General features: G+C 35.8%; 26 protein-coding genes. All 26 read left to right on the top strand.

Features of this window, described 5'->3' with window-relative positions; all coding sequences use genetic code 11:
- Window positions 1-293 precede the first annotated feature (293 nt).
- Window positions 294-1259 carry a Gfo/Idh/MocA family protein gene (locus AC4BB2_RS11470; protein ID WP_490473058.1) on the top strand — a complete coding sequence of 322 codons (966 nt, stop codon included), beginning with the start codon at window positions 294-296 and terminating at the stop codon, window positions 1257-1259.
- Window positions 1260-1781: 522 nt separating this feature from the next.
- On the top strand, window positions 1782-3650 hold the full coding sequence (locus AC4BB2_RS11465; RefSeq protein ID WP_490474699.1) for a BglG family transcription antiterminator: 1869 nt from the start codon (window positions 1782-1784) through the stop codon (window positions 3648-3650).
- Window positions 3651-3655: 5 nt separating this feature from the next.
- Window positions 3656-3988, top strand: a complete 333-nt coding sequence (locus AC4BB2_RS11460; protein WP_490473057.1) for a PRD domain-containing protein — start codon at window positions 3656-3658, stop codon at window positions 3986-3988.
- A 184-nt stretch (window positions 3989-4172) separates the two neighbouring features.
- Window positions 4173-4526, top strand: a complete 354-nt coding sequence (locus AC4BB2_RS11455) for a glycine-rich SFCGS family protein (RefSeq protein ID WP_069634184.1) — start codon at window positions 4173-4175, stop codon at window positions 4524-4526.
- Between the two features lie 43 nt (window positions 4527-4569).
- Entirely contained in the window at window positions 4570-4944 is a 375-nt protein-coding gene (locus AC4BB2_RS11450) for a DUF4312 family protein (RefSeq protein WP_490473056.1), read from the top strand.
- Entirely contained in the window at window positions 4945-5727 is a 783-nt protein-coding gene (locus tag AC4BB2_RS11445; protein WP_490473055.1) for a DUF4311 domain-containing protein, read from the top strand. It abuts the gene before it with no gap.
- A gap of 26 nt (window positions 5728-5753) precedes the next feature.
- Window positions 5754-6419: a DUF4310 family protein gene (locus AC4BB2_RS11440; protein ID WP_490473054.1), complete on the top strand. Its 666-nt coding sequence runs from the start codon at window positions 5754-5756 to the stop codon at window positions 6417-6419.
- A gap of 121 nt (window positions 6420-6540) precedes the next feature.
- Entirely contained in the window at window positions 6541-7863 is a 1323-nt protein-coding gene (locus tag AC4BB2_RS11435) for a PTS sugar transporter subunit IIC (protein ID WP_490473053.1), read from the top strand.
- A 26-nt stretch (window positions 7864-7889) separates the two neighbouring features.
- The gene (locus AC4BB2_RS11430; RefSeq protein WP_490473052.1) at window positions 7890-8153 is read left to right on the top strand and encodes a hypothetical protein; all 264 of its coding nucleotides are present in this window, start codon (window positions 7890-7892) and stop codon (window positions 8151-8153) included.
- Window positions 8154-8194: 41 nt separating this feature from the next.
- Window positions 8195-9283 carry a DUF871 domain-containing protein gene (locus AC4BB2_RS11425; protein WP_490473051.1) on the top strand — a complete coding sequence of 363 codons (1089 nt, stop codon included), beginning with the start codon at window positions 8195-8197 and terminating at the stop codon, window positions 9281-9283.
- 8 nt (window positions 9284-9291) lie between these two features.
- The gene (locus AC4BB2_RS11420; protein WP_490473050.1) at window positions 9292-10401 is read left to right on the top strand and encodes an amidohydrolase/deacetylase family metallohydrolase; all 1110 of its coding nucleotides are present in this window, start codon (window positions 9292-9294) and stop codon (window positions 10399-10401) included.
- A complete protein-coding gene (locus tag AC4BB2_RS11415; RefSeq protein WP_490473049.1) occupies window positions 10391-11485 on the top strand; it encodes a DgaE family pyridoxal phosphate-dependent ammonia lyase in 1095 nt (364 codons plus the stop codon). Before AC4BB2_RS11420 ends, AC4BB2_RS11415 begins: the two co-directional genes overlap by 11 nt.
- Before the next feature lie 29 nt (window positions 11486-11514).
- A complete protein-coding gene (dagF, locus tag AC4BB2_RS11410; RefSeq protein ID WP_490473048.1) occupies window positions 11515-12258 on the top strand; it encodes a 2-dehydro-3-deoxy-phosphogluconate aldolase in 744 nt (247 codons plus the stop codon).
- A 130-nt stretch (window positions 12259-12388) separates the two neighbouring features.
- Window positions 12389-13399 (top strand): sugar kinase, encoded by a 1011-nt coding sequence (locus AC4BB2_RS11405; RefSeq protein WP_490473047.1) that lies wholly within the window; start codon window positions 12389-12391, stop codon window positions 13397-13399.
- A 326-nt stretch (window positions 13400-13725) separates the two neighbouring features.
- Complete coding sequence (locus tag AC4BB2_RS11400) at window positions 13726-14736, top strand: DNA topoisomerase IV subunit B family protein (protein WP_490473046.1); 1011 nt, start codon at window positions 13726-13728, stop codon at window positions 14734-14736.
- Window positions 14737-14764: 28 nt separating this feature from the next.
- On the top strand, window positions 14765-15220 hold the full coding sequence (locus AC4BB2_RS11395; RefSeq protein ID WP_490473045.1) for a YaiI/YqxD family protein: 456 nt from the start codon (window positions 14765-14767) through the stop codon (window positions 15218-15220).
- A gap of 329 nt (window positions 15221-15549) precedes the next feature.
- Entirely contained in the window at window positions 15550-16626 is a 1077-nt protein-coding gene (locus AC4BB2_RS11390; RefSeq protein WP_490473044.1) for a D-alanine--D-alanine ligase, read from the top strand.
- Window positions 16627-16746: 120 nt separating this feature from the next.
- Entirely contained in the window at window positions 16747-18114 is a 1368-nt protein-coding gene (locus AC4BB2_RS11385) for a UDP-N-acetylmuramoyl-tripeptide--D-alanyl-D-alanine ligase (RefSeq protein WP_490473043.1), read from the top strand.
- A 334-nt stretch (window positions 18115-18448) separates the two neighbouring features.
- Window positions 18449-19990, top strand: a complete 1542-nt coding sequence (cshA, locus tag AC4BB2_RS11380) for a degradosome RNA helicase CshA (RefSeq protein WP_490473042.1) — start codon at window positions 18449-18451, stop codon at window positions 19988-19990.
- A gap of 306 nt (window positions 19991-20296) precedes the next feature.
- The gene (gene acpS, locus AC4BB2_RS11375) at window positions 20297-20650 is read left to right on the top strand and encodes a holo-ACP synthase (protein WP_490474698.1); all 354 of its coding nucleotides are present in this window, start codon (window positions 20297-20299) and stop codon (window positions 20648-20650) included.
- A gap of 166 nt (window positions 20651-20816) precedes the next feature.
- Window positions 20817-21935, top strand: coding sequence for an alanine racemase (gene alr / locus AC4BB2_RS11370; RefSeq protein ID WP_490473041.1), 1119 nt, complete (start codon window positions 20817-20819; stop codon window positions 21933-21935).
- Between the two features lie 15 nt (window positions 21936-21950).
- The gene (locus AC4BB2_RS11365) at window positions 21951-22331 is read left to right on the top strand and encodes a type II toxin-antitoxin system PemK/MazF family toxin (RefSeq protein WP_490473040.1); all 381 of its coding nucleotides are present in this window, start codon (window positions 21951-21953) and stop codon (window positions 22329-22331) included.
- A 399-nt stretch (window positions 22332-22730) separates the two neighbouring features.
- Window positions 22731-23435 (top strand): hypothetical protein, encoded by a 705-nt coding sequence (locus AC4BB2_RS11360; protein ID WP_490473039.1) that lies wholly within the window; start codon window positions 22731-22733, stop codon window positions 23433-23435.
- 32 nt (window positions 23436-23467) lie between these two features.
- Window positions 23468-24820: a hypothetical protein gene (locus tag AC4BB2_RS11355; protein ID WP_490473038.1), complete on the top strand. Its 1353-nt coding sequence runs from the start codon at window positions 23468-23470 to the stop codon at window positions 24818-24820.
- 32 nt (window positions 24821-24852) lie between these two features.
- Window positions 24853-25236: a LysM peptidoglycan-binding domain-containing protein gene (locus AC4BB2_RS11350; protein ID WP_490473037.1), complete on the top strand. Its 384-nt coding sequence runs from the start codon at window positions 24853-24855 to the stop codon at window positions 25234-25236.
- 266 nt (window positions 25237-25502) lie between these two features.
- Entirely contained in the window at window positions 25503-26345 is an 843-nt protein-coding gene (gene lepB, locus AC4BB2_RS11345; RefSeq protein WP_490473036.1) for a signal peptidase I, read from the top strand.
- The last annotated feature ends 15 nt before the right edge of the window (window positions 26346-26360 follow it).

Here is a 26360-nt window from a genome sequence, read left to right as displayed (position 1 = left end):
AAAAATCGTTTAGGCTCGAGCATCAAGTAGGTTCTATATCAACTCGTTCCTTCGTTGTGTTTCTTGTCAATTGGACTAAAAAACGTATAAAACAGTTTATACGTTGTGTGATTTTTCTGAAATTGCGGAAGAATCTGATTTGTTCATATCGTTCACTTGTATTTTCGGTGACTGAGATAAAAATCGAAGAGTTTTATCTCAGTCACGTTTTTTTGTCAATGATGGAATATAAACAAATCCTTTTGAACTATTCGGAATTTATCGATATAGTATGAACAAAGGAGTCGATAAGAATGAACATTCGTTATGGGATTTTAAGTACTGCTCAAATCGTTCCACGTTTTGTAGAAGGTGTCAAAAAAAGCAGAGTAGGAGAAGTTACTGCAATTGCTTCACGAAAGCTGGATAAAGCTGAGAAAGTAGCTAAAGAATTGGCTATTCCTAGAGCATACGGTACTTATGAAGAATTATGTCAAGATGAACAGATAGATATTGTTTATGTTGCTACCTACAACAAAGGGCATTATGAAGCCGCAAAAATGGCGCTGATAAACCATAAACATGTTTTAGTTGAAAAACCTTTTACTTTGAAGTTTTCGGAAGCAGAAGAACTTTTTGAATTGGCGAAAACAAATGGGTGTTTCTTAATGGAAGCACAAAAATCAGTTTTTTTGCCGATTAGTTTACAAGTAAAAAAAGCAATTCAGCAAAATAAAATCGGCAAGGTACATTGGCTCCAGTCAGTAACGACGTATCCTACTGTTGACCATATCAGTTGGTTTCATTCATTAGATGCTGGTGGCGGAACGCTGCATGGATCAGGAAGTTATCCAATTCAATATATGCAATTTATATTGGATCAACCAATCACAGAATATTATGGTAGTGGGACGAGAAAACAAGGGGAAACGGACGATCAGGTAAACTTAGCCTTGAAGTTTCAAAATCAAATATTAGGTAACCTATTCATTTCAGTTAAATTGGCTATTCCAAGTCAGATGACGATTTATGGTGAAAACGGACGAATAGAAATCCCTTCTTTTTGGAAAGCCAAGCAGGCTATGATTTATGATGACAGTGGCAATCAAGAAGAGTTAATTGGTGATTTTGAAAGTGAATTCGCTTTTGAAATTGATCATGTCAACGAATGTCTTCAAAAAGGATTACTGGAAAGCCCCGTGATGACGAAAAAAATGACTTTAGAAACTGTGCGTTTGGTAGAGTATATATATGATGAATGGTTGAAAGAAGACAATTAGATAATAGAAGGAGTTGCAATCAACACATATCTGTGTTAAAGTAATCCTCATGCGACGAGTTGACTTAATCAGACAGCTTTGGCTGTTCCGTTTTGACGGCTAGTGATTAACAAAACAACAGAGGCACATATGTTTAATCATACCTACCGGATGTAGGCGTGTCGGATAAATATTTTTGTGGAGAAGATGTTATCTATTTATTTTTATAAATACTGTGTCAAAAAAGAAGACTTAGGTCTTCTTTTTTGTTATGTATTTTTCTGTGACTAAAACCATTGCACTAAGTGGTGCAAACAGTATTTAATAATGCATATTTTTAGTTGCACTAAGCAAAAACATTATTAAAACCGTTAGTTTAGGCTGGAATATTTATATAAAATAACTTTTCAAAGGATTTTATTTTTGAAAATAAAATAGTATACTAATAAAGTTGCACTTGTGTAAGTGCAACTTTTTTGTGTTGTTATACAATAAAAATCAAGCTATAGTTCAAGTGTAAGGGAAAGAAAGTTGGTGAGTAAAATGTCACTGCACTTATCAAAACGAGAAATAAAAATCTTGTTGTTGTTATTAGATTTAGAGGACAGTATTACAACAAAAGAATTGGCAGAAACCTTCCATGTTAGTGTGCGGACAATCAAATACGATTTAGAAAACGTTCGTGACTGGTTCAAAGAACAAAACGTTGTATTACAGACTCGTCGCAACAAAGGAATTTGGTTGGAAATACCCGATTCAGAACGATTGACCTTGAAAAACGAAATTATTGAGGTAGAACGTTTTGAAACATACCCTGATCAGGAATTAAGGGTAAATCAACTAATTTTCCGCTTATTGTTAGCACCGAATTGTTTGACCTCACAGGAGTTGGCGGATGGATTACAGGTTAGCAGAAATACGATTATCAGTGATTTGGATCGTGTGGAAGAACAAATACAAATTTATGGTCTTGCGTTAAACCGTCAAAGTAGACAGGGTTTTTCTATTATTGGTGAGGAAAGTAAAATTCGCTTGTTAATGGAATTTATTACGCAAAAAGAAATAACAGAATATGACATTTATCAAATCATGAGTTATTTTGTTCAATCGGGTCAAAAGAAAAAAATGCAGGAAGTTCATGTTGGAGTCAATACAATTTTCCAAAAGATTTACCAAGTAGCTTTAAAAGAAATGACCAACCTTTTGGACCCGTCGTTATTTGATCAATTTAACTATTCTGAGATCCTTTCGATAACATTAAGAGTTGCTATAGCAGCTTCTAGAATGCAGTTGCATCATACTGTTGGCGGTTATAAAATGCTGACAAACCAAAAAGTACTGCAACAAAAAAAAGAATTGCCATTTCTATTGATGAAACAAGTATTTGATCATTATGAATTGCCCTTGTTAGCAGATGAATACCTTTACATTTATAGTGATGTATTTGTAGCGAATAATCAAAAAGATATCGTTGGGTTGACAGAGGAGTTGATTAAAGACGTTTCAGAAGAAATCAATTTTCCTTTTTACCGAGATCGACAGCTGTTTACGAATCTGTTTGCTCATTTATCTTTACGGCTAACAAAAAAACATCTTTTTATTAATGAGTATAATCCTTTTGTTGATGATATTAAGGCCAAGTATCCGCAACTATTTTCAGCGATTCAGCTTGCTAGCCAAAGTGATATTGTGGGCTCTGCATTGTTGATTAATGATTCATTCATTGCATACATTGCACTGCATTTTCTAGTTGCTTACGAAAAAAATCTTCATGAAATTAATGTAGTAAGAATCGTCTATGTTTGTTCAACGGGACTGGGGGTAACGAGTCTGATTGAACAAAAAATTATGGAAGAAGTTTCCAATGTTGAAATTGCAGGGTTTGCTTCTGTATTGAATGCAGTGGATGTTATAGAAGAAAAAAATCCAGACTTGGTTTTGAGTATTTTTCCAATTGAGATCGTAAATCGTCCGTTTATCAAAGTTAATCCATTGCCTACGACAGCTGATATACAAAGTATTCAAGAAGAGGTAAATAAAATTTTAACTCATACCCGAACAGGGAAAGTTCCTCGTTTGATTCCTCGACAGCCGATCAAAGAAAAACAAGGAATCGAATCAGAGAGTAGAGACATAATTGTGCGTACTTACGTAATCTATGAAGAATTACTAAAAACTTTTGCTGAAAAGTTGACTCAAGAATACAAGGAAGCATTTTTACTTCATGTGATGTTGATGGTTCATCGAATCACTTTTGACAGTCAGTACGAGAATGAGGGCAATATTGTGAAAGAAACGTTATTGGCACAGAAGGAATTAGTAGAGAAAATCGAACAGATTTTTGCGAAAAATGATTTAATGGTTAATCAAGCAGAAATTACTGCTTTATTGAATTATATAAGAGAGGGGTAGTACGCATGAAGGTAACTGACGATGCTCAAAAAATAATTGACGAAAGTTTGAATAAAGTCGAGTTAGAAGCGTCGCTGAAAAAAATCAGTGAGTTGTTGGAGGAGCAAAAGATACAGCCTACAGAACTACAATGGACAATTTTGATTAATCATGTCAATGAGATGATCAAACGATCAAAGGCTGATGAAAAAATGTCGGGTGTTGATCCAGTGATGTTTGAAGAAGTTTCTAAAGAAGCCTTAGGGATTGCTGATGAAGTCGTTCAGCATATTGGGAATTTACCACAAGATGAAATGTATGTTTTATCGATTCATTTTGAAGCAGCGAAACAAAATTAAGTATTGAAAATAAGAGTTGAAATAAAAGTAGTAGCAATTGTAAAAATATCTAGCTTCGTAGACTAATTCCGACTTAAAAAAGATGATTTATGAATGAGGGAAAAGGTACTTCAATCATAATTTCCTATTGGTCAGTCGGAGTTGAAAGAGCCTACTCAGCTTTAAAAATTAGGAGGAATAAAGAATGGTAACAGTAGTAATCGCAGATCGTTTAGGTAAAGGTCAAAATGTCGCAAAAGGTGTAGAAGCAGCTGGGGGGAAAGCGGTTGTTGTCCCAGGGATGGGTGCAGATATGCGTCTGGGTGATGTAATGCAGCAAGAAAATGCTGATTTAGGCATTTCATTTTGTGGAAGCGGCGGTGCAGGTGCATTAACAGCAGCAACGAAGTATGGTTATCCAGAACGCCATGGTATGCGTTCGATTGATGAAGGTGTGACGGCAATCAACGATGGAAAAACTGTTTTAGGTTTTGGTTTTATGGACCAAGAAGAATTAGGTAAACGGATTGTTGAAGCTTATATGAAAAAGAACGGATAAATAAGGAGTCTGTGTAGCTTTATAATACGGGGAGGAAAATCAAATGGAAAAAGTAACAACTAAACAACGCCAAGTCATTCAGGTTGAAGGGACGGGAAAAGAAAAGAATTTAGCCTTTGCTAATGCATTGAATCAAATTCATAATCGTGTACTGAAAGAAAAAAATGATGTTATCGTGCGTATTGAGCCGTTAGATATTCAGGTGGTAAAAGCAGAGCAAGAGACCTATACAGAACGCTTCTTCTTTTTCTTTTTGCCCCGTACCCGTGCGGATTATCGTGTTTTGCTGAATGTAGAAGTGGAGATTACATTGATTGAGATGGAAACCATTCCGTTTGTAGAAAAAAAAGTTACTGATCCAAATGGTCTTCCCATCCCCTTTGGAAAGAAAAAAAGAATGCATAAGGAGGCAAATTAAATGGATGTTTTAGTTATTTTACTCAAGTCATTATTGATTGGGGGAGTTGTTGGATTTGCAGCAGGAGCAGGGGCTGCAAGAATGTTCCATGCACCAAGTACTCAAGGATTAGGTGCATTTAGAACGTTAGGTGAAATGAATGCTTGTGAAGGAGATGCTGCTAGTCATTTCTCATTTGGATTAGGTTTCTTTTTCAATGCGTGGGCATCAACTGTTGGAGCTGGAGCATTTACACAAGATGTGGATCACCGTGTGATTCCTAACTGGGCTGCTGCAGCTTTGTTGGTAAAAAATAAAAATGTTGCACAAACAATGCATAATCCTAAAAAAATGGGGATAACAGGTGCAGTCGTGGGGATGTTAGTTGTTGCTTTCTTAAATACTACAGCTTCAGCGATTCCAGAATCCTTACAAGTAACAGCAGTTGCTGTTTTAGTACCAGCAGCAAATTTATTGATTAATACAGTTATGCCAGTATTATTCTGGTTAGCAGCGATTGATGCTGGAAAACGTTCAGGTTTATGGGCAACAATTTTTGGTGGTCTCGCAACAATGATCATGGGAAATGCGGTTCCAGGAGTTGTTTTGGGGATTTTAATTGGAAAAGGTGTCGATGAAATCGGTTGGAATAGAGTTACGAAGAGTATGATGGTTGCAGTCATTTTATTATTTGTATTTAGTGCCTTTTTCCGAGGATTTGACTTACAAATGATTGAAAGTTTCCGCCTACAGATTCCAGGTTGGTTGGAAAATATGCATGATGTTTTCAGTGTAGGGAAATAATTTAAGTAGAAAGAGAGGGAACAATAATGGAAGAAACATTGGAATTAGAAGGAAAAAAGAGTTTTTGGTTTGCTGATTGGTCATTTCCGATTTTAGTCGGTTTGCTATCGGCAGGGGTATTTGCTGGAACACATATGTATATTGAATATGGCGTAGGAGCTTTTAACGAAGTAGCAATCGTTGCTATGTTGAAAGCTGGAATGGACGGCGGTTCGTATGGTGCTGCAGCAGCATTCGGTGCAAGTTTCTTGTTTGCACGTATTTTAGAGGGTTCGCTTGTTGGTATTTTGGATATCGGCGGTGCAATCTTAACAGGAGTTGGGATTGGCGTTCCAGCAATTCTTTTAAGTATGGGAATCAAAGCGCCACTTGAAAACTTTGGCTTGGCATTGTTAACGGGAGCAGTTCTTGGATTAATTATTGGCGGAATCATTATTATGATTCGTAAATTTACCATCAATCAATCAAATTCTACATTTGGTGCGGATGTGATGATGGGGGCAGGAAATGCTTCGGGTCGCTTCTTAGGTCCATTAATCATCATTAGTGCATGTGGAGCTTCTGCTCCAATCGGTATTGGTTCAATCATTGGTGCAGTGATTTTCTATGTATGGAAAAAACCAATTGCTGGTGGTGCAATTTTAGGTGCAATGATATTTGGTGCAATATTTCCAGTAGATTTACCTAGCTAAAGCGGATCTACAATGCACTTTTCTTTTTGAAAACCGTTTACATTATAATGTTACCATGTTATTATGAGTGGGAAATAATCTGATTTTTTATTCATAATAACTTTTGGACGGGGGAAAAGAAATGAATGGTTTTGTGCAGTGGATGGAAGTAAAATTGATGCCGATTGCTAACAAGTTCGGTTCGCAAAGGCATATGACAGCAATTAGAAAGGGTCTTATTGCGACTATGCCTTTGACGATTGTCGGTGCTTTTTTTACAGTGTTTCAGAATATTCCGATTGATTCTTATATGAAATTTATCGAACCATATCAGGCTGTTTTGGATATTCCATCACGTTACACTATGGGACTTTTAGCGTTGTATGCGACATTTGGGATTGCTTCTTCATTGGCAAAAAGTTATAAGTTAGATTCTTTAACATGCGGGATTTTGGCAGTTATGGCATTTTTAGTAACAGCAGCACCGCCAACGAGAGTTTTTGAAGAGGTCAAAGATGTGATTTTAGCTGGTCGTTATATCAATTTGGCTAATTTGGGCTCTTCTTCGTTATTTGGTGCAATCGTGACTGCACTTATCTCTGTAGAAATTTATCGTTTCTTTATTCAAAGGAATATTACAATCAAAATGCCGGATGGGGTTCCACCAGAAGTCTCAAATTCATTTATTGCATTGATTCCAGGTGCTGTGATCTTATTATTGTTCTGGGTAATTCGCCATGTGATTGGTTTTGATTTGAATGGTTTCTTAAGTACCTTGTTAATGCCTTTAAAAGATACGCTAGCAGGTAATAGCTTATTTGGCGGCTTGCTAACAGTTTTCTTGATTTGTTTCTTCTGGGTTTTAGGGATTCATGGCCCTGCAATTATGGGTCCTGTTATCAGACCCTTTTGGGATATGTCAATTGCTGAAAATACATTAGCCTTTCAAGAAGGAGCTTCTGTTCATCAATTACCAAATATCTTTACTGAACAATTTTTACAATGGTTCATTTGGATTGGAGGCGCAGGAACTACCTTAGCTTTGGTCGTATTAATGATGTTTTCTAAATCAACTTACTTGAAAAGTTTAGGACGATTGTCCTTTTTACCGGGACTATTTAATATCAATGAACCTGTGATTTTTGGTACACCAATCGTGATGAATCCGATTTTAGGGATTCCATTTATTGTTGCACCGCTAATTACAACAACATTTTCTTATTTTTTAACAGTGACAAATGTGATTCCAATGATGGCCGCTCGCCTGCCTTTTGCCATACCGGCTCCTGTGGCGGCTTGGATGAGTACAAATTGGAGCGTTCCGGCAGCACTGCTTGTCTGTGTCAATTTCGCGATTACTTTGGCGATCTACTACCCGTTCTTCAAAGTATATGAAAAACAACAGTTAGACAAAGAAGCAGAAGAGTTGGCAGCAGAAAAGAAAACAAAAGAAGTTGCTGCATAATTAAGAATAAGAGAGGGAGGGTAGTAGTGTTACTATCCTCTTTGGTGATTAAAGTCATGTTAATTTGGTTCGTAGTATTTTTCATTATTAGTCAAGTGATGATTGAAAGAAAATGGTTGCCTGAAAAATATACTGATTTGAGGTTTTTACATCTATTTATAGCTTCAATTTGTTTGATTGCGGTTGCAATTGTTATTGGGATTTTAATCAAGCAGCCTTTATTTATAATAGGAACAGTAACTATTTTTTGCAGCTCAGTACTTTCTTGGAAATATCTAGCTTTAAGATAATATAGAAATAAATACGATCATACAAAGCGGAGGAATAATCGATGAAAAGAGCATTAGGTGTATCAGTTTACCCAGATCATAGTGATATAGAAAAAGATAAAGCGTATTTAAAAAAAGCCAGCGAATGTGGCTTTTCGCGAATTTTTATGAGTATGTTAGAAGTGTCAGAAGGAAAAGAAATTGTAAAGGAAAAGTTCAAATCATTAATTGCTTACGGAAAAGAGTTAGGTTATGAAACAATTTTGGATGTCGCTCCGAATATTTTTGATGAATTGCAAATTTCATACGATGATTTAACTTTCTTTTATGAAACGGGTGCGGATGGAATTCGTTTAGATGCTGGATTTGATGGCAATAAAGAAGCGAAGTTAACATTTAATCCATTTGATTTAGCGATTGAATTAAATATGAGTAATGATGTGGCTTATTTGGACAATATACTGACCTATGAAGCGAACGTTCCATTTCTTTATGGATGCCACAACTTCTATCCGCAAGAGGGCACAGCTTTACCCTATGATTTCTTTGAGCGCTGTAGTGTTCGTTTTAAAAAACATGGGATTAGGACAGCTGCCTTTATCAATTCACAAGTTGGCACAATTGGTCCGTGGGATGTAAATGATGGCTTGCCAACGCTTGAACTGCATCGTCATTTACCAGTAGAGGTTCAAACTAAACATTTATTTGCGACAGGATTGATTGATGATGTGATTATTGGTAATGCGTATGCTTCCGATGAAGAGTTGGAGCTATTAGGTAATTTAAATCGTTATCAGCTTGAATTAGCGGTTGAGTTTACAAGTGATGTTAGTGATGTTGAAAAAGAAATTACTTTGACTGAACAGCACTTTCGTCGTGGTGACATTACAGATCAAGTGGTTCGTTCCACTGAGGTACGAAAAAAATATAAAAAACAAGCCAATAAAGCACATGATAATACACAAGAATTTCAAATTGGTGATGTTGTGATAGGTAATGATACATTCGGGAAATACAAAAATGAACTGCAAATTGTTTTACAGCCACATAAGGATGACCGTAAAAACAAAGTAGGTCAAATAACAGAGAAAGAATTGTTGTTGTTGGATTTTGTAAAACCCTGGACAAAATTTAGATTTAAAGAAAAGTAGGGGATAAAATGAGTTACGACTTAATCATAAAAAATGGAAAAACCATTGAAGGTAAACCAATAGAAATAGCAATCAATGCTGGGAAAATCGCAAAAGTTGCAGATAAAATCGAAGCAGAAAGTAAACAGTTGATTGAGCTGGATGCTAATACGTATGTGTCAGCTGGTTGGATCGATGATCATGTTCATTGCTTTGAGAAGATGACTTTGTACTATGATTTCCCAGACGAAATTGGTGTTAAAAAAGGTGTGACAACGGTTATTGATGCTGGTACTACAGGTGCTGAAAATATTCATGAATTCTATGACTTAGCCAAACAAGCAAAAACCAATGTCTATGCATTAGTGAATATTTCAAAATGGGGCATTGTCGAACAGGATGAATTAGCTGATTTAAGTAAAGTTAAAGAAGAGCTGGTTCATAAAGCGTTGACTGAACTACCTGATTTTGTCGTAGGAATCAAAGCTAGAATGAGTAAAACTGTAATTGGTGACAATGGCATTACTCCTTTAGAAATGGCTAAAAAAATTCAAAAAGAAAATAATAACCTGCCGTTGATGGTTCATATTGGTTCCGCACCTCCAGAATTAGACGAAATTTTAGCAAATATGTCTAAAGGAGATGTGTTGACTCATTGTTTCAATGGTAAACCTAATGGTATCTTGAACCAAGCAACAGATAAAATAAAAGATTTTGTTTGGGATGCATATGATAAAGGGATTGTTTTTGATATTGGACATGGAACAGACAGTTTTAATTTTCATGTTGCTGAAACAGCTTTAAAAGATGATATGAAAGCAACTTCGATTAGTACAGACATTTATATCCGTAATCGTGAAAATGGACCCGTTTATGATTTAGCCACGACGATGGAGAAATTACGTGTGGTAGGCTATGATTGGGTCGAAATAATTGAAAAAGTTACGACAGTTCCAGCTGAAACCTTCCATTTTGATACGAAAGGTCAGTTGAAAGAAGGGTATGACGGAGATATCACAATCTTTACTATTGAAGCTGGTCAGAAGACATTAACTGATTCAAATGGATTTACTAGAGAAGCAAAAGAAGTCATCAAACCTGTAAAAACCATTATTGGAGGAATTGTTTATGACAATTAGTTATGAAAAATTCAACCTAAAAGAAGTCATCAATGCCTCAGGAAGAATGACGATTTTAGGTGTATCGAAAGTTTCTGAAAATGTCTTAGCCGCACAAAAATTCGGTGGGGAACATTTCTTTGAAATGAGCGAACTAAGCAAGCAAACAGGCGCCTACTTAGCCAATTTATTAAAGGTGGAAGATGCTCAAGTCGTTTCTTCTGCTTCTGCCGGCATCGCGCAAAGTGTCGCAGCCTTAATCGGTGAAGGCTCCGCTTATCACGCCTATCATCCATATACAGAAAAAATCACGAAACGTGAAATCATCCTGCCAAAAGGGCATAATGTAGATTACGGTACACCCGTTGAAGTGATGGTGGAACAAGGCGGCGGACAAGTTGTAGAGGCTGGTTACGCTAATATGTGTTCGCCAGAACACATTGAAATGATGATTACGGATCAAACAGCCGCTATTCTGTATATCAAAAGCCACCATACCGTTCAAAAAAGTATGTTAAGCGTGGAAGAAGCCGCAACGATTGCCAAAAAGTATAACATCCCGTTGATCGTTGATGCCGCAGCGGAAGAAGAGTTATTTAAATACATCGAAGCAGGCGCTGATTTGGTCATTTACAGCGGAGCTAAAGCAATCGAAGGCCCAAGCGCGGGACTGGTAATTGGTAAAAAAGCCTACATCGAATGGATTCGCCTTCAAGGCAAAGGAATCGGTCGTGCTATGAAGATTGGAAAAGACAACATTCTAGGCTTTACTCAAGCAGTAGAAGATTATGTAAAAAATGGCAGTGAATCAGGAGAGTCCATGAAAGAACGACTAGCCCCGTTTATCACAAATCTAAACCAAATCAAAAACATCGAAGCCAAAGTCGTTCAAGATGGTGCCGGAAGAGACATATACCGAGGAAGTATCAAAGTTAATGGCTCAAAATCAGCGAAAGAAGTGATTAAAGAACTGAAAGCGGAGAGTCCAGCAATTTACACTAGAGAATACCAAGCCAACAATGGGATCATTGAATTTGATATCCGTTCCGTAAACGAAGCAGAAATGAAGAAAATCGTGACACGCTTAACTGCGATCATGAATTAAAAAAAAGAGAAAATAGGAGTGAACCAACCATGTCATTAACACCAAATTATTTAGAAAACCGTATCTGTTTAAATGTTTTAGCCAACTCAGTAGAAAATGCGAAAGACTGTTATGAAGCCGCAGAAGGCCATATCGTACTAGGCGTTCTTTCGAAAAACTATCCAACGGATGAAGCCGCAATCGAAGCGATGAAAAAATACGCCGCTGAAACCAACAATGCCTTATCCGTTGGTCTAGGAGCAGGAGATCCAAATCAAAGCCAAATGGTATCAAGAATCTCAAAAGAATTACAACCGCAACATGTGAACCAAGTCTTCACAGGTGTAGGGACTTCTCGCGCGTTATTAGGACAAAATGACACCATTGTTAACGGATTAGTTTCACCAACAGGAAAAGTAGGCATCGTAAACATCGCAACCGGACCACTAAGCTCACAAACACCAGCAGGAGAAGTGACGATTGAAACAGCAATTCGTTTATTACAAGATATGGGAGGCAGTTCGATCAAGTTTTTCCCAATGAAAGGCTTAGCTCATATCGAAGAATACAAAGCAGTGGCAAAGGCTTGTGCCAAATATGATTTCTACCTAGAACCAACAGGAGGCATTGATCTAGAAAACTTTGAAGAAATCGTGCAAATCGCAGTGGATGCCGGGGTGAAGAAAATCATTCCACACGTTTACAGCTCAATTATCGATTCAACAACAGGAGATACCAGACCAGAAGATGTGAAAACATTGCTTGGGATGATGAAAAATACATTGAAAAAATAAAAGCTGAATGAGCTGGTTCAGCACGGACAGAAAAATAGGAAAACTTGACTGTGGCGCTTTCTGCCGCAATCAAGTTTTGTCTTTTTTCCGAAGTGCAAGCTCGTGAAGCTGGAAATAGGTAGGGATCATAATGAAAATTGCAGCTTTTGGTGAAATAATGATGCGTTTGACTCCGCCAGAATATCTGATGTTGGAGCAGACCAAAGAGTTACGTTTGGACTTTACAGGTACTGGAGTGAATATTTTAAGTAATTTAGCTCATTTTGGTTGTCAAACAAGTTTAATAACAAAACTTCCTAGTAATCGTTTAGGTTATGCAGCCAAAGCGAATATGCGTCAGTTGGGTATTCAAGATCAATGGATTGGGAACGCTGGTGACCATATAGGGTCTTATTTCGCTGAAATGGGATTTGGCCCCAGACCAACTCAAGTAACGTATCAAAATCGTAGGAGCAGTTCATTTGGTGTGAGCGATGCGTCAAGTTATGATTTTGATACGTTTTTAGAGGATATTGATTTAGTGCATATTTGCGGAATCTCATTAAGTTTGACGGAAGAGACTCGTGATGCTGCATTTGATTTGGCTAGAAAAGCACATGATAAGGGGAAAAAAGTATGCTTTGATTTTAATTTTCGTCCAAGTTTAAATGAAGATCATGAGGCTTCATTTATGAAGGAACAATATGAAAATATACTGCCATATTGTGATTTAGTTTTCGGGAGTCAACGGGACTTGACGGATCTATTAGGAATGCCTATAAATGAAGTGCTAGATTCTTCTAAACAGTTTGAAGAATTGGTTCATCGATTTATGGCTAAATACCAAATTGATTATTTTGCTGGAACGATTCGTCAAAGTGAAGAGGATAGACATTACTTAGCTGGTTTTTTATTTGATCCAAAAAACTATGTTCAGGCAGAACCGAGAGAAATCGTTAATTTAGATCGAATTGGTGCAGGAGATGGTTATGCTGCAGGGATATTGCTGGGGTATAGTGAGTCTTGGTCGTTAGTGGAAACAGTAGAGTTTGCGACTGCTAATGGTGTTTTAGCTCACACGATTCAAGGAGATGTACCGTTGACAACAATTGAACAAGTTAAACTTATGATGGAACAACCAAAAGTTGATATTGTTCGCTAAAGAAAGAATTGTATGGGCGAATAAAAAAGGTGCAAGTGGATGTTAGTTGCCAACTTGTATCTTTTTTGTGTTTTCTGTTAATTCTGATAGCATGAACTAGCATAATGAACATATTTTTAGAATAACGTAATTGGTTTAATTTTAAAGACTTTATCTCATACCTCTTTCGTTCTAGTCTATTTTTCTTTATAATAGAGGAGATAAGGAAATTTAGATAAAACATTTACGTGGACTAGATAAATTGTTATGCTTATGAAGTTGTCAATATAGTTACATTTGTAATTTTTATATCAGTAAAATAAGTCTGTTTACAGGAGGAGATCAACATGACCAATGAAAATATTTGGAAAGCGCTAGACGATGATGTTCTAAAAGATAGTATTCGAAAACGACCAAGTATATACATTGGGGGAATTGGTCCGACTGGTTTGGAAAGTATGGTGTTGCAAGTACTAGATCATTTATTGCAGTTGGCAGTTGATATAGAACAAGCAGAACTTTCTATTGAACTTTCAGAGAAACAATTTATTTTTTCTTTTTTTAGTAAAAAAGGGTTATTTTTAGATAAAACACCAACAGAGCAGTACACCTCTCCCTATCTTTTTCTATCTGTCGTCAATGCCTTGTCCGAGCAGGTGGGGTTTGGGGTAGAAAAATTAGGGAAAAGAACCATTCAGATTTATCAAAATGGACAGTTGAATAAAAAAGCATTAATCCCATCGGAAGATGAGGGGCAGCGAATCGAGTTAGCTTTTACACCAGATGAAACATTATTCGGCAATAAGCCATTATCCTATTTTATTTTATTTAACCGTAGCCAAGAATTGGCGATGTTAAACAGCGGTTTAACAATTTCATTGACAGATGGCAAAAAACAAAAAAATTATTTCCGCTATGAGCAAGGTCTGGTGGAGTATATATTCCAAAAAGATGACAGTATCACAAGAAGTGGGCAACCTCTGATTATCAACACAGTCAGTGAAGGTGTATCAATTCAAGCGGTTATTTCAAAAAATGGTTCAACTAGTGTCAAAGACAGTTTTGTGAACGGGCATTTACCTTCTGACGGAGGCACACATTTGGATGGTTTTGTTCAAGGAACAGTTGAAGCTATCAATCAATTTTTAGAAGAAACGAACCGTTTGAAATATCTTACAACAGACAACTTTACCGAAAGGTTTGACATGGTTCTTTCAATTAAGGTCAAGCGTCCAAGATACACGGGTGCGATAAAAAAGAAAATCAGAAATCCTGAGTTATATAAAATTGTAAAAGAAGCAGTATTTATTGAAGTTTCCACATTCTTGAAACGTCATCCTGCTTGGTATTTAACCTAACTGGTAAGAACGACTGAGAGGTGTAAGTATGAGAATTTTTGTAGATGGTGATGGGTCACCGGTGAAAGACAGTACGATTGAAATTGCTCTTGTTTATTCGATTGAGGTAATAATTGTGACGAGTATTGATCATTACTCATTGAAAGAATATCCTAAGAACGTTTCTTTTGTTTACGTAGATAAAGGCGCAGATGCAGCGGACTACAGGATTGTTCAATTGATTAGACACAATGATATTTTAGTTACACAAGATTATGGTTTGGCATCTCTAGTGCTTCCTAAAGGTGTACGAGTTTTACATCAGCTAGGCTATGAATACACAGGAGAAAATATTGATGGATTATTAGAACAACGCTATTTTAGTGCGAAAGTTCGAAAAAGCGGTGGGCACACTAAAGGACCAAAAGCTTTTACGGAAGCAGACAGAGAAAAATTTAAAGAAAAGCTTACGGCACTACTCAAGCAAGAAAGCAACTCAAATTAAAAATAAGTATGTTCTTTTTTATAATAAATTCCGTGTTGTCAGGTAACTTAAAAGTCTATCCTCTATTGAAAAAATAACAATATAAAATTTTTTCATCTATTTCGTTATTTGATTCTATTCGGACTAACACTTTTATGCTAAAATATGAAAGAGCTATTTTGAGTTTTTCTATTGGATAAAACAATATAGTAATTTATTCTATCTAGTTTCATGGGCTAGCATCTTGGAAAAAAAGATAAAATGTGAATGAGGCCTAACGTACCGCAGTCCTATTTTTAGGTCGAAGTTGAATGAGCTCATTACACTTTAAAATTTAGGAGGAAAAGCATTTGAAGATTACATTGCTATATGGTGGGAGAAGTGAAGAACACGATGTGTCAATATTGTCTGCCTATTCCGTTTTAAATGCGATTTATTATAATTATTATCAAGTCCAACTGGTTTTTATTAGTAAAGAAGGTGAATGGGTCAAAGGACCGCTTTTATCAGAAAAACCAGAAAGTGTGGATGTTCTTAAATTAACATGGTCTGATAATGGTGAAGTAGATAAGTGGGGAGAATTCACAGGTAAGGTAATCACACCTTGTGAAATTAAAGAAGAAGATAGCATTGTTTTTCCTGTACTTCATGGACCTAATGGTGAAGACGGAACAATCCAAGGCTTTTTAGAAACATTAGGACTACCTTATGTAGGTGCAGGTGTTTTGGCAAGTGCAAACGCAATGGACAAAATTATGACAAAATATTTACTGCAAACAGCCGGTATTCCTCAAGTACCTTTTGTTCCTGTATTGAAGAGCGACTGGAAAGAAAATCCTAAAAAAGTCTTCGAACAATGTGAAGGTTCATTGATTTATCCAGTTTTTGTTAAACCAGCTAACATGGGTTCAAGTGTTGGAATCAGCAAGGCTGAAAATCGTGAGGAATTACAAAATGCTTTAGAAGAAGCATATCGTTATGATTCTAGAGCAATTGTTGAACAAGGAATCGAAGCTAGAGAAATCGAAGTAGCGATTTTAGGTAATGAAGATGTACGAACAACATTGCCAGGGGAAATCGTTAAAGATGTTGATTTTTATGATTACAATTCAAAATATATTGATAATCAAATTACGATGCAGATTCCAGCTGAAGTGCCAGACGAAGTACATCAAAAAGCACAAGAATATGCTAAAAAAGCGTATACTATTTTAGATGGCAGCGGCTTAAGTCGATGTGACTTCTTTTTGACTAGCAAAAACGAACTATTTTTAAACGAGTTAAATACAATGCCTGGTTTTACAGAATTTAGTATGTATCCATTATTATGGGAAAATATGGGCTTGAAATATAATGATTTAATCGAAGAATTGATTCAATTAGCATTAAATCGTTTTAAACAAAGACAAAGTTTTTACGAAAGATAGAATCACAAAAGGGAGGAGGCAAAACACTAGAGGTTTTGTCTCAGCCCTTTTATGGTTAGCCGTGTTGTAAAACAGTGTTTGATGAGAAAAGCTATTATTAGTTTAAAAGGAGAGAAACCAATGAAATTAACTTTCTGGGAAGCTGCTAAAGTAACCAAAGCCAGCAATGATTGGAAACAATGGACAGATTTTGAGTTGACAGGTATTGAATTTGACAGCCGTTTAATTACACATGGAAATTTATTTGTTCCGTTAAAAGGAGAGAATGACGGTCATTCATTTATTAAAAATGCTATAGAAAAAGGTGCAGGCGCTGCATTTTGGAGTTTACCAGAAGCACCGTCTGGACAATTGCCAATTTTACAAGTAACAGACACGTTAAAAGCGATGCAAGATTTAGCTGTTTACTATTTACAGAAAATGAATCCTACGGTCATTGCAATTACGGGAAGTAACGGTAAAACGACAACGAAAGATATGACAGAAGCAGTTTTAGCTCAACAGTTCAAAACATATAAGACCCAAGGAAACTATAATAATGATATTGGCTTACCGTATACCATTTTACATATGCCAAATGAAACTGAAAAGCTGATTTTAGAAATGGGGATGGATCATGCCGATGAAATCGATTTTCTATCAAAATTGGCCCAGCCGGATATAGCTGCAATCACTATGATTGGTGAAGCACATATTGAAAATCTTGGTTCCAGAGAAGGGATAGCGAAAGCTAAGATGGAAATCACTTCTGGACTTTCTGATACTGGGTTGTTACTTATTCCTGCCGCAGAACCATTGTTAGTTCCGTTAACTAATGGGTTAACTCAAACCATTAAAACATTTGGCTGGGCGCAAGCGGACTGTCAAGCAGAGATCATTGAGGAACAAAAAGAACAAACTACCTTTAAAATCAAGGGCTCAGATCAAGTATTTACTATTCCAGTTCCAGGTAAATATAATGTAGGGAATGCTTTGATTGCTATCAGTATTGGACAATGGCTAAAGATATCAGAAGAGAAAATCCGAATTGGATTAGCAGGTTTTCAATTGACTAAGAATCGCACAGAGTGGTTAAAAACAAGTACAGGTATTGAAATTCTCAGTGATGTTTATAATGCCAACCCAACGGCCATGAAATTAGTACTAGATAGCTTTAGTCAAATGCCCGTCAAAGGAAAAAGAGTGGCGGTTTTAGGTGATATGCTTGAACTCGGTCCAGATTCTTCTGTAATGCATGCGTCAGTCAGTGAAAACTTGAATCCAGATGGAATTTCAGAAGTTATTTTATATGGTAGTGAAATGAAAGCTTTGCACGAATCTCTTAAAGGAAAATATCAAGAAAATCAGGTTCATTATTTCAATAAAGAAGAAAAAACAGACTTGATGAATACTTTAAAATCACTTCTTAAACCTACTGACATGGTCGTTTTAAAAGCTAGTAATGGTATGGGATTAAATGAAGTCGTTAGGGAACTTCTTGAAAGTTAACAAGCTTTCATAAAACTTGCTGAAAATATAAAACTATGCTAGAATAACCTATTGCCGAAAGATCGAAGTAAAAAAATAGATTGTCTCATTCAATGAGAATACTCTATTGAATATAAAGATTAAAAAAGCTGAACGAAGTCGTTTGGCTTTTCTAGTGCCTGTAGCTTCATAAGGTGGATTTTTCGGTAACACTAATGAAAAAATAAATAAACCTATGTTGAAGGTTTACGAACACCCAGAACATTTTTGAAATTAGTGAAAGTCAAATCACCTGTAACACAAATTAAGAAGAAAAAATTTCTTCTGGAACAAACACTATTTAGGAGGATATCATTTGAAATTTAAAGAACTTGGATTAGAAACAGAATTATTGGCAGCAATTGAACGTTCAGGATTTGAAGAAGCAACACCGATTCAAGAGGAAACAATTCCTCTAGCATTACAAGGGAAAGATGTTATTGGACAAGCTCAAACAGGTACTGGTAAAACAGCTGCTTTTGGCTTACCTATGTTGCAAAAAATTGATACATCAAACCGTGTATTACAAGGAATCGTTATTGCGCCTACACGTGAGTTAGCAATTCAAACACAAGAAGAATTATACCGTTTAGGACGCGATAAAAAAATTCGTGTTCAAGCAGTTTACGGCGGAGCAGATATTAGCCGCCAAATTCGTGGACTAAAAGAAAATCCACATATTGTTGTAGGAACACCAGGACGTTTATTAGATCACATCAATCGTCGTACACTAAAACTAGAAACAATCGAAACATTAGTTTTAGATGAAGCTGATGAAATGTTAAACATGGGATTCTTAGAAGATATCGAAAAAATTATCTCTAAAATACCAGTAAAACGTCAGACGTTACTATTTTCAGCAACAATGCCACCGGCAATCAAATCAATCGGCGTTAAATTTATGAAAGATCCAGAACACGTAAAAATTAAAGCAAAAGAAATGACTGCTGATTTAATCGATCAATATTACGTACGTTCAAAAGACTTTGAAAAATTTGATGTAATGACACGCTTATTAGACGTTCAAACACCAGAATTAACAATTGTTTTTGGTCGTACAAAACGTCGTGTAGATGAATTAGCTCGTGGTCTAGAAGCTCGTGGTTACAAAGCAGAAGGAATTCACGGAGACTTGTCTCAACAAAAACGTATGAGTGTTTTACGCTCATTCAAGAGTGGAAACTTAGATATCTTAGTAGCAACCGATGTTGCAGCTCGTGGGTTAGACATCTCTGGTGTGACACATGTTTATAACTATGATATTCCACAAGATCCAGAAAGTTATGTTCACCGTATCGGTCGTACTGGCCGTGCTGGAAAAGGCGGAATGTCCGTTACTTTCGTTACACCAAACGAAATGGGCTACTTGCATGTTATCGAAGAATTAACGAAAAAACGCATGACACCATTACGTCCACCAAATGAACAAGAAGCATTTAAAGGACAATTAGGTGCAGCAATCGAAACTGTTGAAGAAAAAATGGCAGAAAATGGTTTAGACAACTATTTACCTGCAGCTAAAGATCTTGCAGAAAAATATTCTGCTGAAGACTTAGCAGCATTATTACTAAAAACTATTTCTAAAGATCCGTCAGATGCTGTTCCGGTTAAAATTACACCAGAGCGTCCTTTACCATCAAATAAAAAAGGCTTCAATAAGAATAATCGTAGTGGTGGCGGTGGAAACAGTCGTAATCGCAACAAAAACGGTGGCGGTGGCTATCGTGGCAATAAAAATAACAAAGGAACAGGCGGAACTGGAAACGGTGGCGGCTACAATAAGAGTAAAGACAATCGCTCAGCAAAACGTCATAACGATAAAAAACGCAGCTTTGTTATTAGAGACAATTCAAATTAATGAATCCATAAGCGGGAGAAATAAGAGTTAACCGTATTTCTGTGTCTGGGTTTATAAGATTATAGAAAGGTGCGACAAGGCTTTCACGCTTTGTTGTACCTTTCTTTTATTTAAACGAACTCCTCAGAAAAAAGATAAAACATGATTGAGGAAAGAAGCGTCTAAGGCTTGTTTTCCTATTTTTTGGTCAGAGCTGAAGGTGCTCATTCACCTTTTTTTAAAATTTTACATTATTATGTGGAAAATTTGCTGAAATTTGATAGAATAAGAGTAATTTATAAAATAAAAAAAAGAGGGCTTGAAAGAATGATAAAAGGAATTGGTATAGATATGGTGGAACTTTCAAGAATCGAAAAAATTATTATAAATAAGTCTTCTTTTATTCAAAGGGTTCTCACCGACAAAGAATATGCCATTTTACAAAAGTTGCCCCATAAACGGCAAGTTGAGTTTTTAGCAGGGCGATTTGCTTGTAAGGAAGCTTTTTCTAAAGCGTGGGGGACAGGCATAGGCAATGTAGGTTTGCAGGATGTGGAAGTTTTAAAAGAAGATAGTGGCGCTCCTATAGTGACAAAATCTCCTCATGAAGGTAGTGTATTTGTTTCCATCTCACATACAGATACCTTTGCCGTTGCTCAAATTATTTTAGAGACAGTTTAAAAGAAGAGGAGCTGCAGAAAAAGTTTTTGTTTTATATACTAAAATTGAATAGAGTCTGACACAAGAAATAGTTAATCAAATTCCTCAGTTACTGTGGATTAGTTTATAATACTTGTAAGTTGATTTGGCTGTTTCTGCTCTGGCTGTTTAAGAAAGAAGGACATATATGGCTGTAGGATGGCATCGTCCCACAAAATTAGTAATTGATACACAGGCAATTCAAGAAAATGTTTCTAATGAAGTTAAACGAATGCCGCAAGGAACAGAGTTATTTGCTGTTGTTAAAGCAAATGGTTATGGACATGGAGCGGTTCACACAGCAAAAGCAGCTATTAGAGGAGGGGCTACGGGTTTTTGTGTGGCAATCTTAGATGAAGCGATAGAACTACGAGAAGCTGGCATAACAGAGCCAATACTCATATTAAGTATCGTAGATGTTTCTTACATAAACTTGCTACTAAAATATGATTTATCAGTTACTGTTGCAACGCAAGAATGGCTGGAACAAGCAATCGAATATTTGAACCATATAGAAACACAAGGACCATTAAAAATACATATAAAAATTGATACAGGTATGGGGCGCATTGGTTTTATTACACCAGAGGCCGCAAAGCAAGCAATTGAATTAGTGAAAGGATCAAATAAACTACTTTGGGAAGGCTTATTTACTCATTTTTCTACAGCAGATGAGAAAGACTTAACCTATTTTGAAAAACAAAATGAGCGCTTCCAAGCAGTTTTATCTGTGCTTTTTGAGTTGCCAAGATATGTTCATGTAAGTAATAGTGCTGCAGCACTCTGGCATCCAGAAAACGTTGGGAATATGATTCGTTTTGGTATAGCAATGTATGGATTGAATCCATCTGGACATGAGTTGCCGGAAGTTTATTCATTGAAACCAGCTTTGAGTTTAGTATCGAAATTGATTCATGTGAAAGAACTTTCTTCAGGAGAAGGAATTGGTTATGGGAATACCTATACGACAACTGGAAGTGAATGGATTGGTACTGTACCAATAGGTTATGCAGATGGTTGGTTGCGTCATTTACAAGGATTTTCAGTACTAGTTAATGGGAAAAAATGTGAAATTGTCGGAAGAATTTGTATGGATCAATGTATGATTCGATTGCCAGAAAAAATGAATGTAGGTACACAAGTTACGCTTATTGGAAACGATCATGGAGAACATATCACGATGCAGATGGTAGCAGACAAACTAGAAACAATTCACTATGAAGTGGCGTGTGTGTTTTCTGAACGCCTACCAAGAGAATATAAATAGAACAGGAGGTTTCAAATGGTCAAAAGGGGTGACATATATTTTGCAGACTTATCCCCTGTTGTAGGCTCAGAACAAGGGGGAGTACGACCAGTACTTGTCATACAAAATAATTTAGGGAATCATTTTAGTCCAACCATCATTGTAGCTGCAATTACAGCGAAGATGGCTAAGCCAAAATTGCCTACACATATAGGAATTAATTCGGAAGAAACTGGAATAGAACGTGATTCTGTCATTTTATTAGAACAGATTCGGACCATTGATAAAATACGTTTAAAAGAAAAAGTTTGTCATTTGAGTATTGATATCATGGATTCTGTGAATCGAGCGCTGGGCGTTAGCGTAGGCATTGTGGAAGCGGAGCTAGAGGAAGAAAATCTAGGTACATATCGTTAATTGTATCGAGACGTTTAATTGAAAACATAGAACAAGTCTCGTAGAGACAATTGTTTGATTCAACGGAATAGTACAATGATCATTTTGTTGACTACTTATACACTGTTATTTTTTGTTATTTGCTAATAAATAGCAAAAACACTGCTAAATAAGAAATGAAAACAGAGAAAGTATACTATATAAATTGTTTTTCTTGGTTAAAATAATAAAAAAATGCTAAAGTTTATTAAGTAACTAGTTTCTTTTATTGACTTTTACTAGCTTTTATAAAAAAAAGTTGGCAATAACGCAATGGGATGTTACAATAAACTATGTATAATTGGGTGGAAAGTGAATAACTTTCAAAAAAGTAGATATATTTAGTGTTTTTTTATTAAGGGATAAAGGAGTTTATATTTGATGACGATTTTTATGTTTGTATTAGTAGTAATACTGTTTCTTTTTTTCAGTTATCAGTTGTATGTTCGATTCCAGTTGGAGAGCTTGGATTCTGATAGTCCAAAAATGAAACGTAAGATCAATTTTTATAAGTATCAAGAAAATAGCAGATCTTTATTGTTTTTGATGATTGCAGCAATTATTTTTTGCTTAATACTTTTTGGCATACTTTACAATCAAGATAGTTTAAGAAAAGACAATAAAGATTTAGAATTAAAGATAGAAGAAATTAAAGATGCCAGAGGAGGAGCTTCTTCTGGCGCTGAAATTGAGAGTTATAAAGAAAATGCATTGAAATTGACCCAATTTCCTTGGAAAAAAGTTGTAGAAAGTCGAGATGCGCAAGCCTTAGATAATTATGAACTTCAGCTTATAAGAGATTGGCAGCCCTTCTTTGGAGAGGCAAATGTGGCAATTATGATCAGCCAAAAAACAGAGACATTAACAGTTTCAGTTTTTCCAACAGCATTGACAGTTAGTGACTTTCAGACAGCTGAAAAAAATATTGAAACATTTATAAAAGAGTTACAACCAGTAAAAGAAATCAAGATGATTGATTTTAACTTTACATATCGAGATAAAACAAACAAACTATCTAAACAGTCAATGGTTTATTCGAGAGAGTCGAAAGACGCCAACTTAGAAAAATTAAAACTAGACAAATAGAGTAGAGAAATAAAAGACGGGGTGTAAAAAGTATGGCAAAGAGACGGTTAATTAAAAAGATTAACGAAGTTTCCGAAGAAGAATTATCGCAAGATGTAGACTTTAGTTCGGAAAACGAGCAACCAAGAGCTGCAGTAACAGCTACTAATAGTAGTTTGATGGCAGAACAAGAACAAGAAATTACTCGTTTAAGAGAATTAATTGAAGAATACAGAATGCAAGAATCTGAATTTGAACAAAATAAAGAAGAAAATTTCCGCTTGTCTCAACAAAATAAGCAATTAGTTATCAAAGTTGAAAGCAATCAAGATGAACTTGAACAATTGAAAGAGAAAAACGACGAATTAGCTACTCAGCTGAATCAAAAAGAAACAGAGATTTTTGAGCTGGAAGATGCAAATGAAACTGCAGGTTCTACTGAAGAAATCAATCGTTTAAAATCACAAATAGCAGAACTGAAGAAAGAAAATATAAGTGGGCAAGAACAAATTGCTTATCTTGAGACAGCTCTTGTTGAAAAAGATAAAGCATTGGAAGCTCAAATTATTGAAAAGAATAAAGAAATACAAAAACTACAAGCTGACCTAGCTGCCCGAGGCACAATCGGAGAAAAACAAGAAGCATTGGAGACGGTGAAGATGGAATTAGAATCATTGAATGAAAAACTTCAAACTACTGATAAAGAAAAACAAGAATTGACACAAAAACTTGCTGATCTTCAAGAACAAATGCGCCAATTACAACAAGAAAATCAAGAACTAAAAGACAAAGAAGTTTCATTATCAACAAACAGCGATATCTCTGTTGATAATAGTCGTGTTGGAGAATTGAAAAAAGAATTGGAAACAGTTCTAAAAGATAAGAGCGAATTAGAAATCAATTTAGGTCGTATCCAAGGCTTGAATGATAAATACTCAATTCAAAAGAATGTATTTGAATCTGAACTAGCTGGATTAAGAAGTATCTACAAAGAAAAAGAAGAAGAACTAGAAAACTTAAATGCTGAATTAGAAACAATGCGCAGTATGTCAGCAACAGGTGAAGCTTCTGGCAATCAATTAGCTGAACTATTACAAGCAAAACAACAAATCAATGATTTGTTATTGAAAAACCAATCATTACAAGAAGAAGCCTTGAAATCACAACAAGAGATTGGTGAAGTAATGGTTTCTGCTAAGAAAGAAGCAAATCGTATTATCAGTGAAGCGCAAGTTGAAGCGAAACACATGATTAATTCAGCAGAGCTTGAAATGCTTAATATTGGCAATCGTGCGAAGAATATCTCTAATGAAGTAGAAGAATCTAAGAACGAAGTGATGACGATTTATCGTGAATTAGAAGAACGTTTAAGTAAGTTATCACGCTTAGATAAAACTGGAAACTAATCCACTACATGACAAATGAAGGGAAGAACAATATGAAAAAACGAATCAATAAAAAATACCATATCCTGTTGATTTTTTCGACAATATTGTTTAGTACTGCTATTTACTTTATGTCTGGTTCATTAATTTTAGGCGCATCGGCAGGTGGAGCACCATCTGTATCTACTGCTGGTGGAGAAGTTGTGTCAGAGGTGCCTGTTGCTCCATCAGTTCAGCAATCAGAAGCCTCAAATAAAGAAGAAGCAACAACTGAAAGTAAGAAGAATGAAGTTCCTAAAGAAGTCTATGTCGTAGAAGACGGTCAGACATTATGGGAAATTGCTCAAAATTCAGGGTTGTCTATTCAATCGTTAATGAATAAAAATCAGCTTAGTAGTAGTGTCATTGTTGAAGGACAAGAATTAGTATTTGATTGAGCATTTGAGTATTGTTAAGTCGCTGAGGTTGAAATATTCCGCGCTTTTCATTCGATGTTCAACGAAATGTTTGGTGGGGGGAGCAAAACTTTTAAAGTTTTGTTCCGCTCGCCTTTTTTTAAATATAAGGGGCATGTACAGTGTCTAAGCTGAGTAACTAGAAGGTCAGTAAAGCCCTTTTATTCAAGCTGGGTTTTATATGGATAATTTTACGGCAGTCTGTTATTCTTAATTTGGAGTGTTAATCGGTATGATTGAGGTGTGTCATGGATGAAATAAAAGAGCGTTTTGAACTATTAAAACGGCAATTAAAAAGGAAATTTAATAAGAATAAAAAGCTAAAAGCTAAAAATAAAAAGAGAAAAAGTTCGCAGCTTGTATCTAAAAAGAAAAGACCACAACATAGAGAACGAGTTGATTTTGCAAGAGAAGATCGTACTATTAAATCAAAACCTAAGACTGAGCCAATCAGGAAGGCTGTTCCTACTAATAAAAAAAGAAAAAAGAAAAAGCTGACAAAAGAAGAATTTTTAAAAAGGAAAAAGAAAAAAAGAAAAGAAAATGTTGTTGAAATCATTAAATTTATGTTTCCAATAGTGTTGTTTGCAGTATTTGTCTTTTTCTTCATCTTAAATACATCTCCTCATATGGTAGATGGAGATTCGATGAAACCAACCTTATTAAATGGAGACAGAGTCATAGTTCGTCGTACGAAGGAACCCAAAAGATACGAGGTTATTACATTTAAACCACCTGTAAAAAGTGAGTTTCAATACGTTAAGCGGATCATAGGTATGCCTGGCGACCTAATTTGGACAGAAGGAAATGATTTGTTCATCAACCATCAGGCAGAAGCTTTACCAAAAGCGTCAGAATTATCTGCAGCAAGTGAACTACCTGATGGGACAATCAAAGTAAATGTATCCGAAGACTGTTTGGATCAAATGTCACAATTGAAAAAAATTCCTAAGGGACATTATTTTGTATTAGGGGATAATCGCAATAACTCCAGTGATAGTAGAGCTTTTGGATTGGTAGATGGTAAAGCCATCGAAGGTGTGGTTTCATTTAGATTTGCACCGTTTAATCATATAGGCTGGATAAAATAAAAAAACAATAAACGT

This window comes from Enterococcus sp. AAFC-DPL-5146 (genome assembly GCF_058216635.1).
This window is presented reverse-complemented; position numbering and strand designations above follow the sequence as displayed.

Excerpts from the sequence above, each read along its gene's own strand:
- AC4BB2_RS11470 (WP_490473058.1), top strand. The coding sequence starts at position 294 with ATGAACATTCGTTATGGGATTTTAAGTACTGCTCAAATCGTTCCACGT.
- AC4BB2_RS11465 (WP_490474699.1), top strand. The coding sequence starts at position 1,782 with ATGTCACTGCACTTATCAAAACGAGAAATAAAAATCTTGTTGTTGTTA.
- AC4BB2_RS11460 (WP_490473057.1), top strand. The coding sequence starts at position 3,656 with ATGAAGGTAACTGACGATGCTCAAAAAATAATTGACGAAAGTTTGAAT.
- AC4BB2_RS11455 (WP_069634184.1), top strand. The coding sequence starts at position 4,173 with ATGGTAACAGTAGTAATCGCAGATCGTTTAGGTAAAGGTCAAAATGTC.
- AC4BB2_RS11450 (WP_490473056.1), top strand. The coding sequence starts at position 4,570 with ATGGAAAAAGTAACAACTAAACAACGCCAAGTCATTCAGGTTGAAGGG.
- AC4BB2_RS11445 (WP_490473055.1), top strand. The coding sequence starts at position 4,945 with ATGGATGTTTTAGTTATTTTACTCAAGTCATTATTGATTGGGGGAGTT.
- AC4BB2_RS11440 (WP_490473054.1), top strand. The coding sequence starts at position 5,754 with ATGGAAGAAACATTGGAATTAGAAGGAAAAAAGAGTTTTTGGTTTGCT.
- AC4BB2_RS11435 (WP_490473053.1), top strand. The coding sequence starts at position 6,541 with ATGAATGGTTTTGTGCAGTGGATGGAAGTAAAATTGATGCCGATTGCT.
- AC4BB2_RS11425 (WP_490473051.1), top strand. The coding sequence starts at position 8,195 with ATGAAAAGAGCATTAGGTGTATCAGTTTACCCAGATCATAGTGATATA.
- AC4BB2_RS11420 (WP_490473050.1), top strand. The coding sequence starts at position 9,292 with ATGAGTTACGACTTAATCATAAAAAATGGAAAAACCATTGAAGGTAAA.
- AC4BB2_RS11415 (WP_490473049.1), top strand. The coding sequence starts at position 10,391 with ATGACAATTAGTTATGAAAAATTCAACCTAAAAGAAGTCATCAATGCC.
- dagF (WP_490473048.1), top strand. The coding sequence starts at position 11,515 with ATGTCATTAACACCAAATTATTTAGAAAACCGTATCTGTTTAAATGTT.
- AC4BB2_RS11405 (WP_490473047.1), top strand. The coding sequence starts at position 12,389 with ATGAAAATTGCAGCTTTTGGTGAAATAATGATGCGTTTGACTCCGCCA.
- AC4BB2_RS11400 (WP_490473046.1), top strand. The coding sequence starts at position 13,726 with ATGACCAATGAAAATATTTGGAAAGCGCTAGACGATGATGTTCTAAAA.
- AC4BB2_RS11395 (WP_490473045.1), top strand. The coding sequence starts at position 14,765 with ATGAGAATTTTTGTAGATGGTGATGGGTCACCGGTGAAAGACAGTACG.
- AC4BB2_RS11385 (WP_490473043.1), top strand. The coding sequence starts at position 16,747 with ATGAAATTAACTTTCTGGGAAGCTGCTAAAGTAACCAAAGCCAGCAAT.
- acpS (WP_490474698.1), top strand. The coding sequence starts at position 20,297 with ATGATAAAAGGAATTGGTATAGATATGGTGGAACTTTCAAGAATCGAA.
- alr (WP_490473041.1), top strand. The coding sequence starts at position 20,817 with ATGGCTGTAGGATGGCATCGTCCCACAAAATTAGTAATTGATACACAG.
- AC4BB2_RS11365 (WP_490473040.1), top strand. The coding sequence starts at position 21,951 with ATGGTCAAAAGGGGTGACATATATTTTGCAGACTTATCCCCTGTTGTA.
- AC4BB2_RS11360 (WP_490473039.1), top strand. The coding sequence starts at position 22,731 with ATGACGATTTTTATGTTTGTATTAGTAGTAATACTGTTTCTTTTTTTC.
- AC4BB2_RS11355 (WP_490473038.1), top strand. The coding sequence starts at position 23,468 with ATGGCAAAGAGACGGTTAATTAAAAAGATTAACGAAGTTTCCGAAGAA.
- AC4BB2_RS11350 (WP_490473037.1), top strand. The coding sequence starts at position 24,853 with ATGAAAAAACGAATCAATAAAAAATACCATATCCTGTTGATTTTTTCG.
- lepB (WP_490473036.1), top strand. The coding sequence starts at position 25,503 with ATGGATGAAATAAAAGAGCGTTTTGAACTATTAAAACGGCAATTAAAA.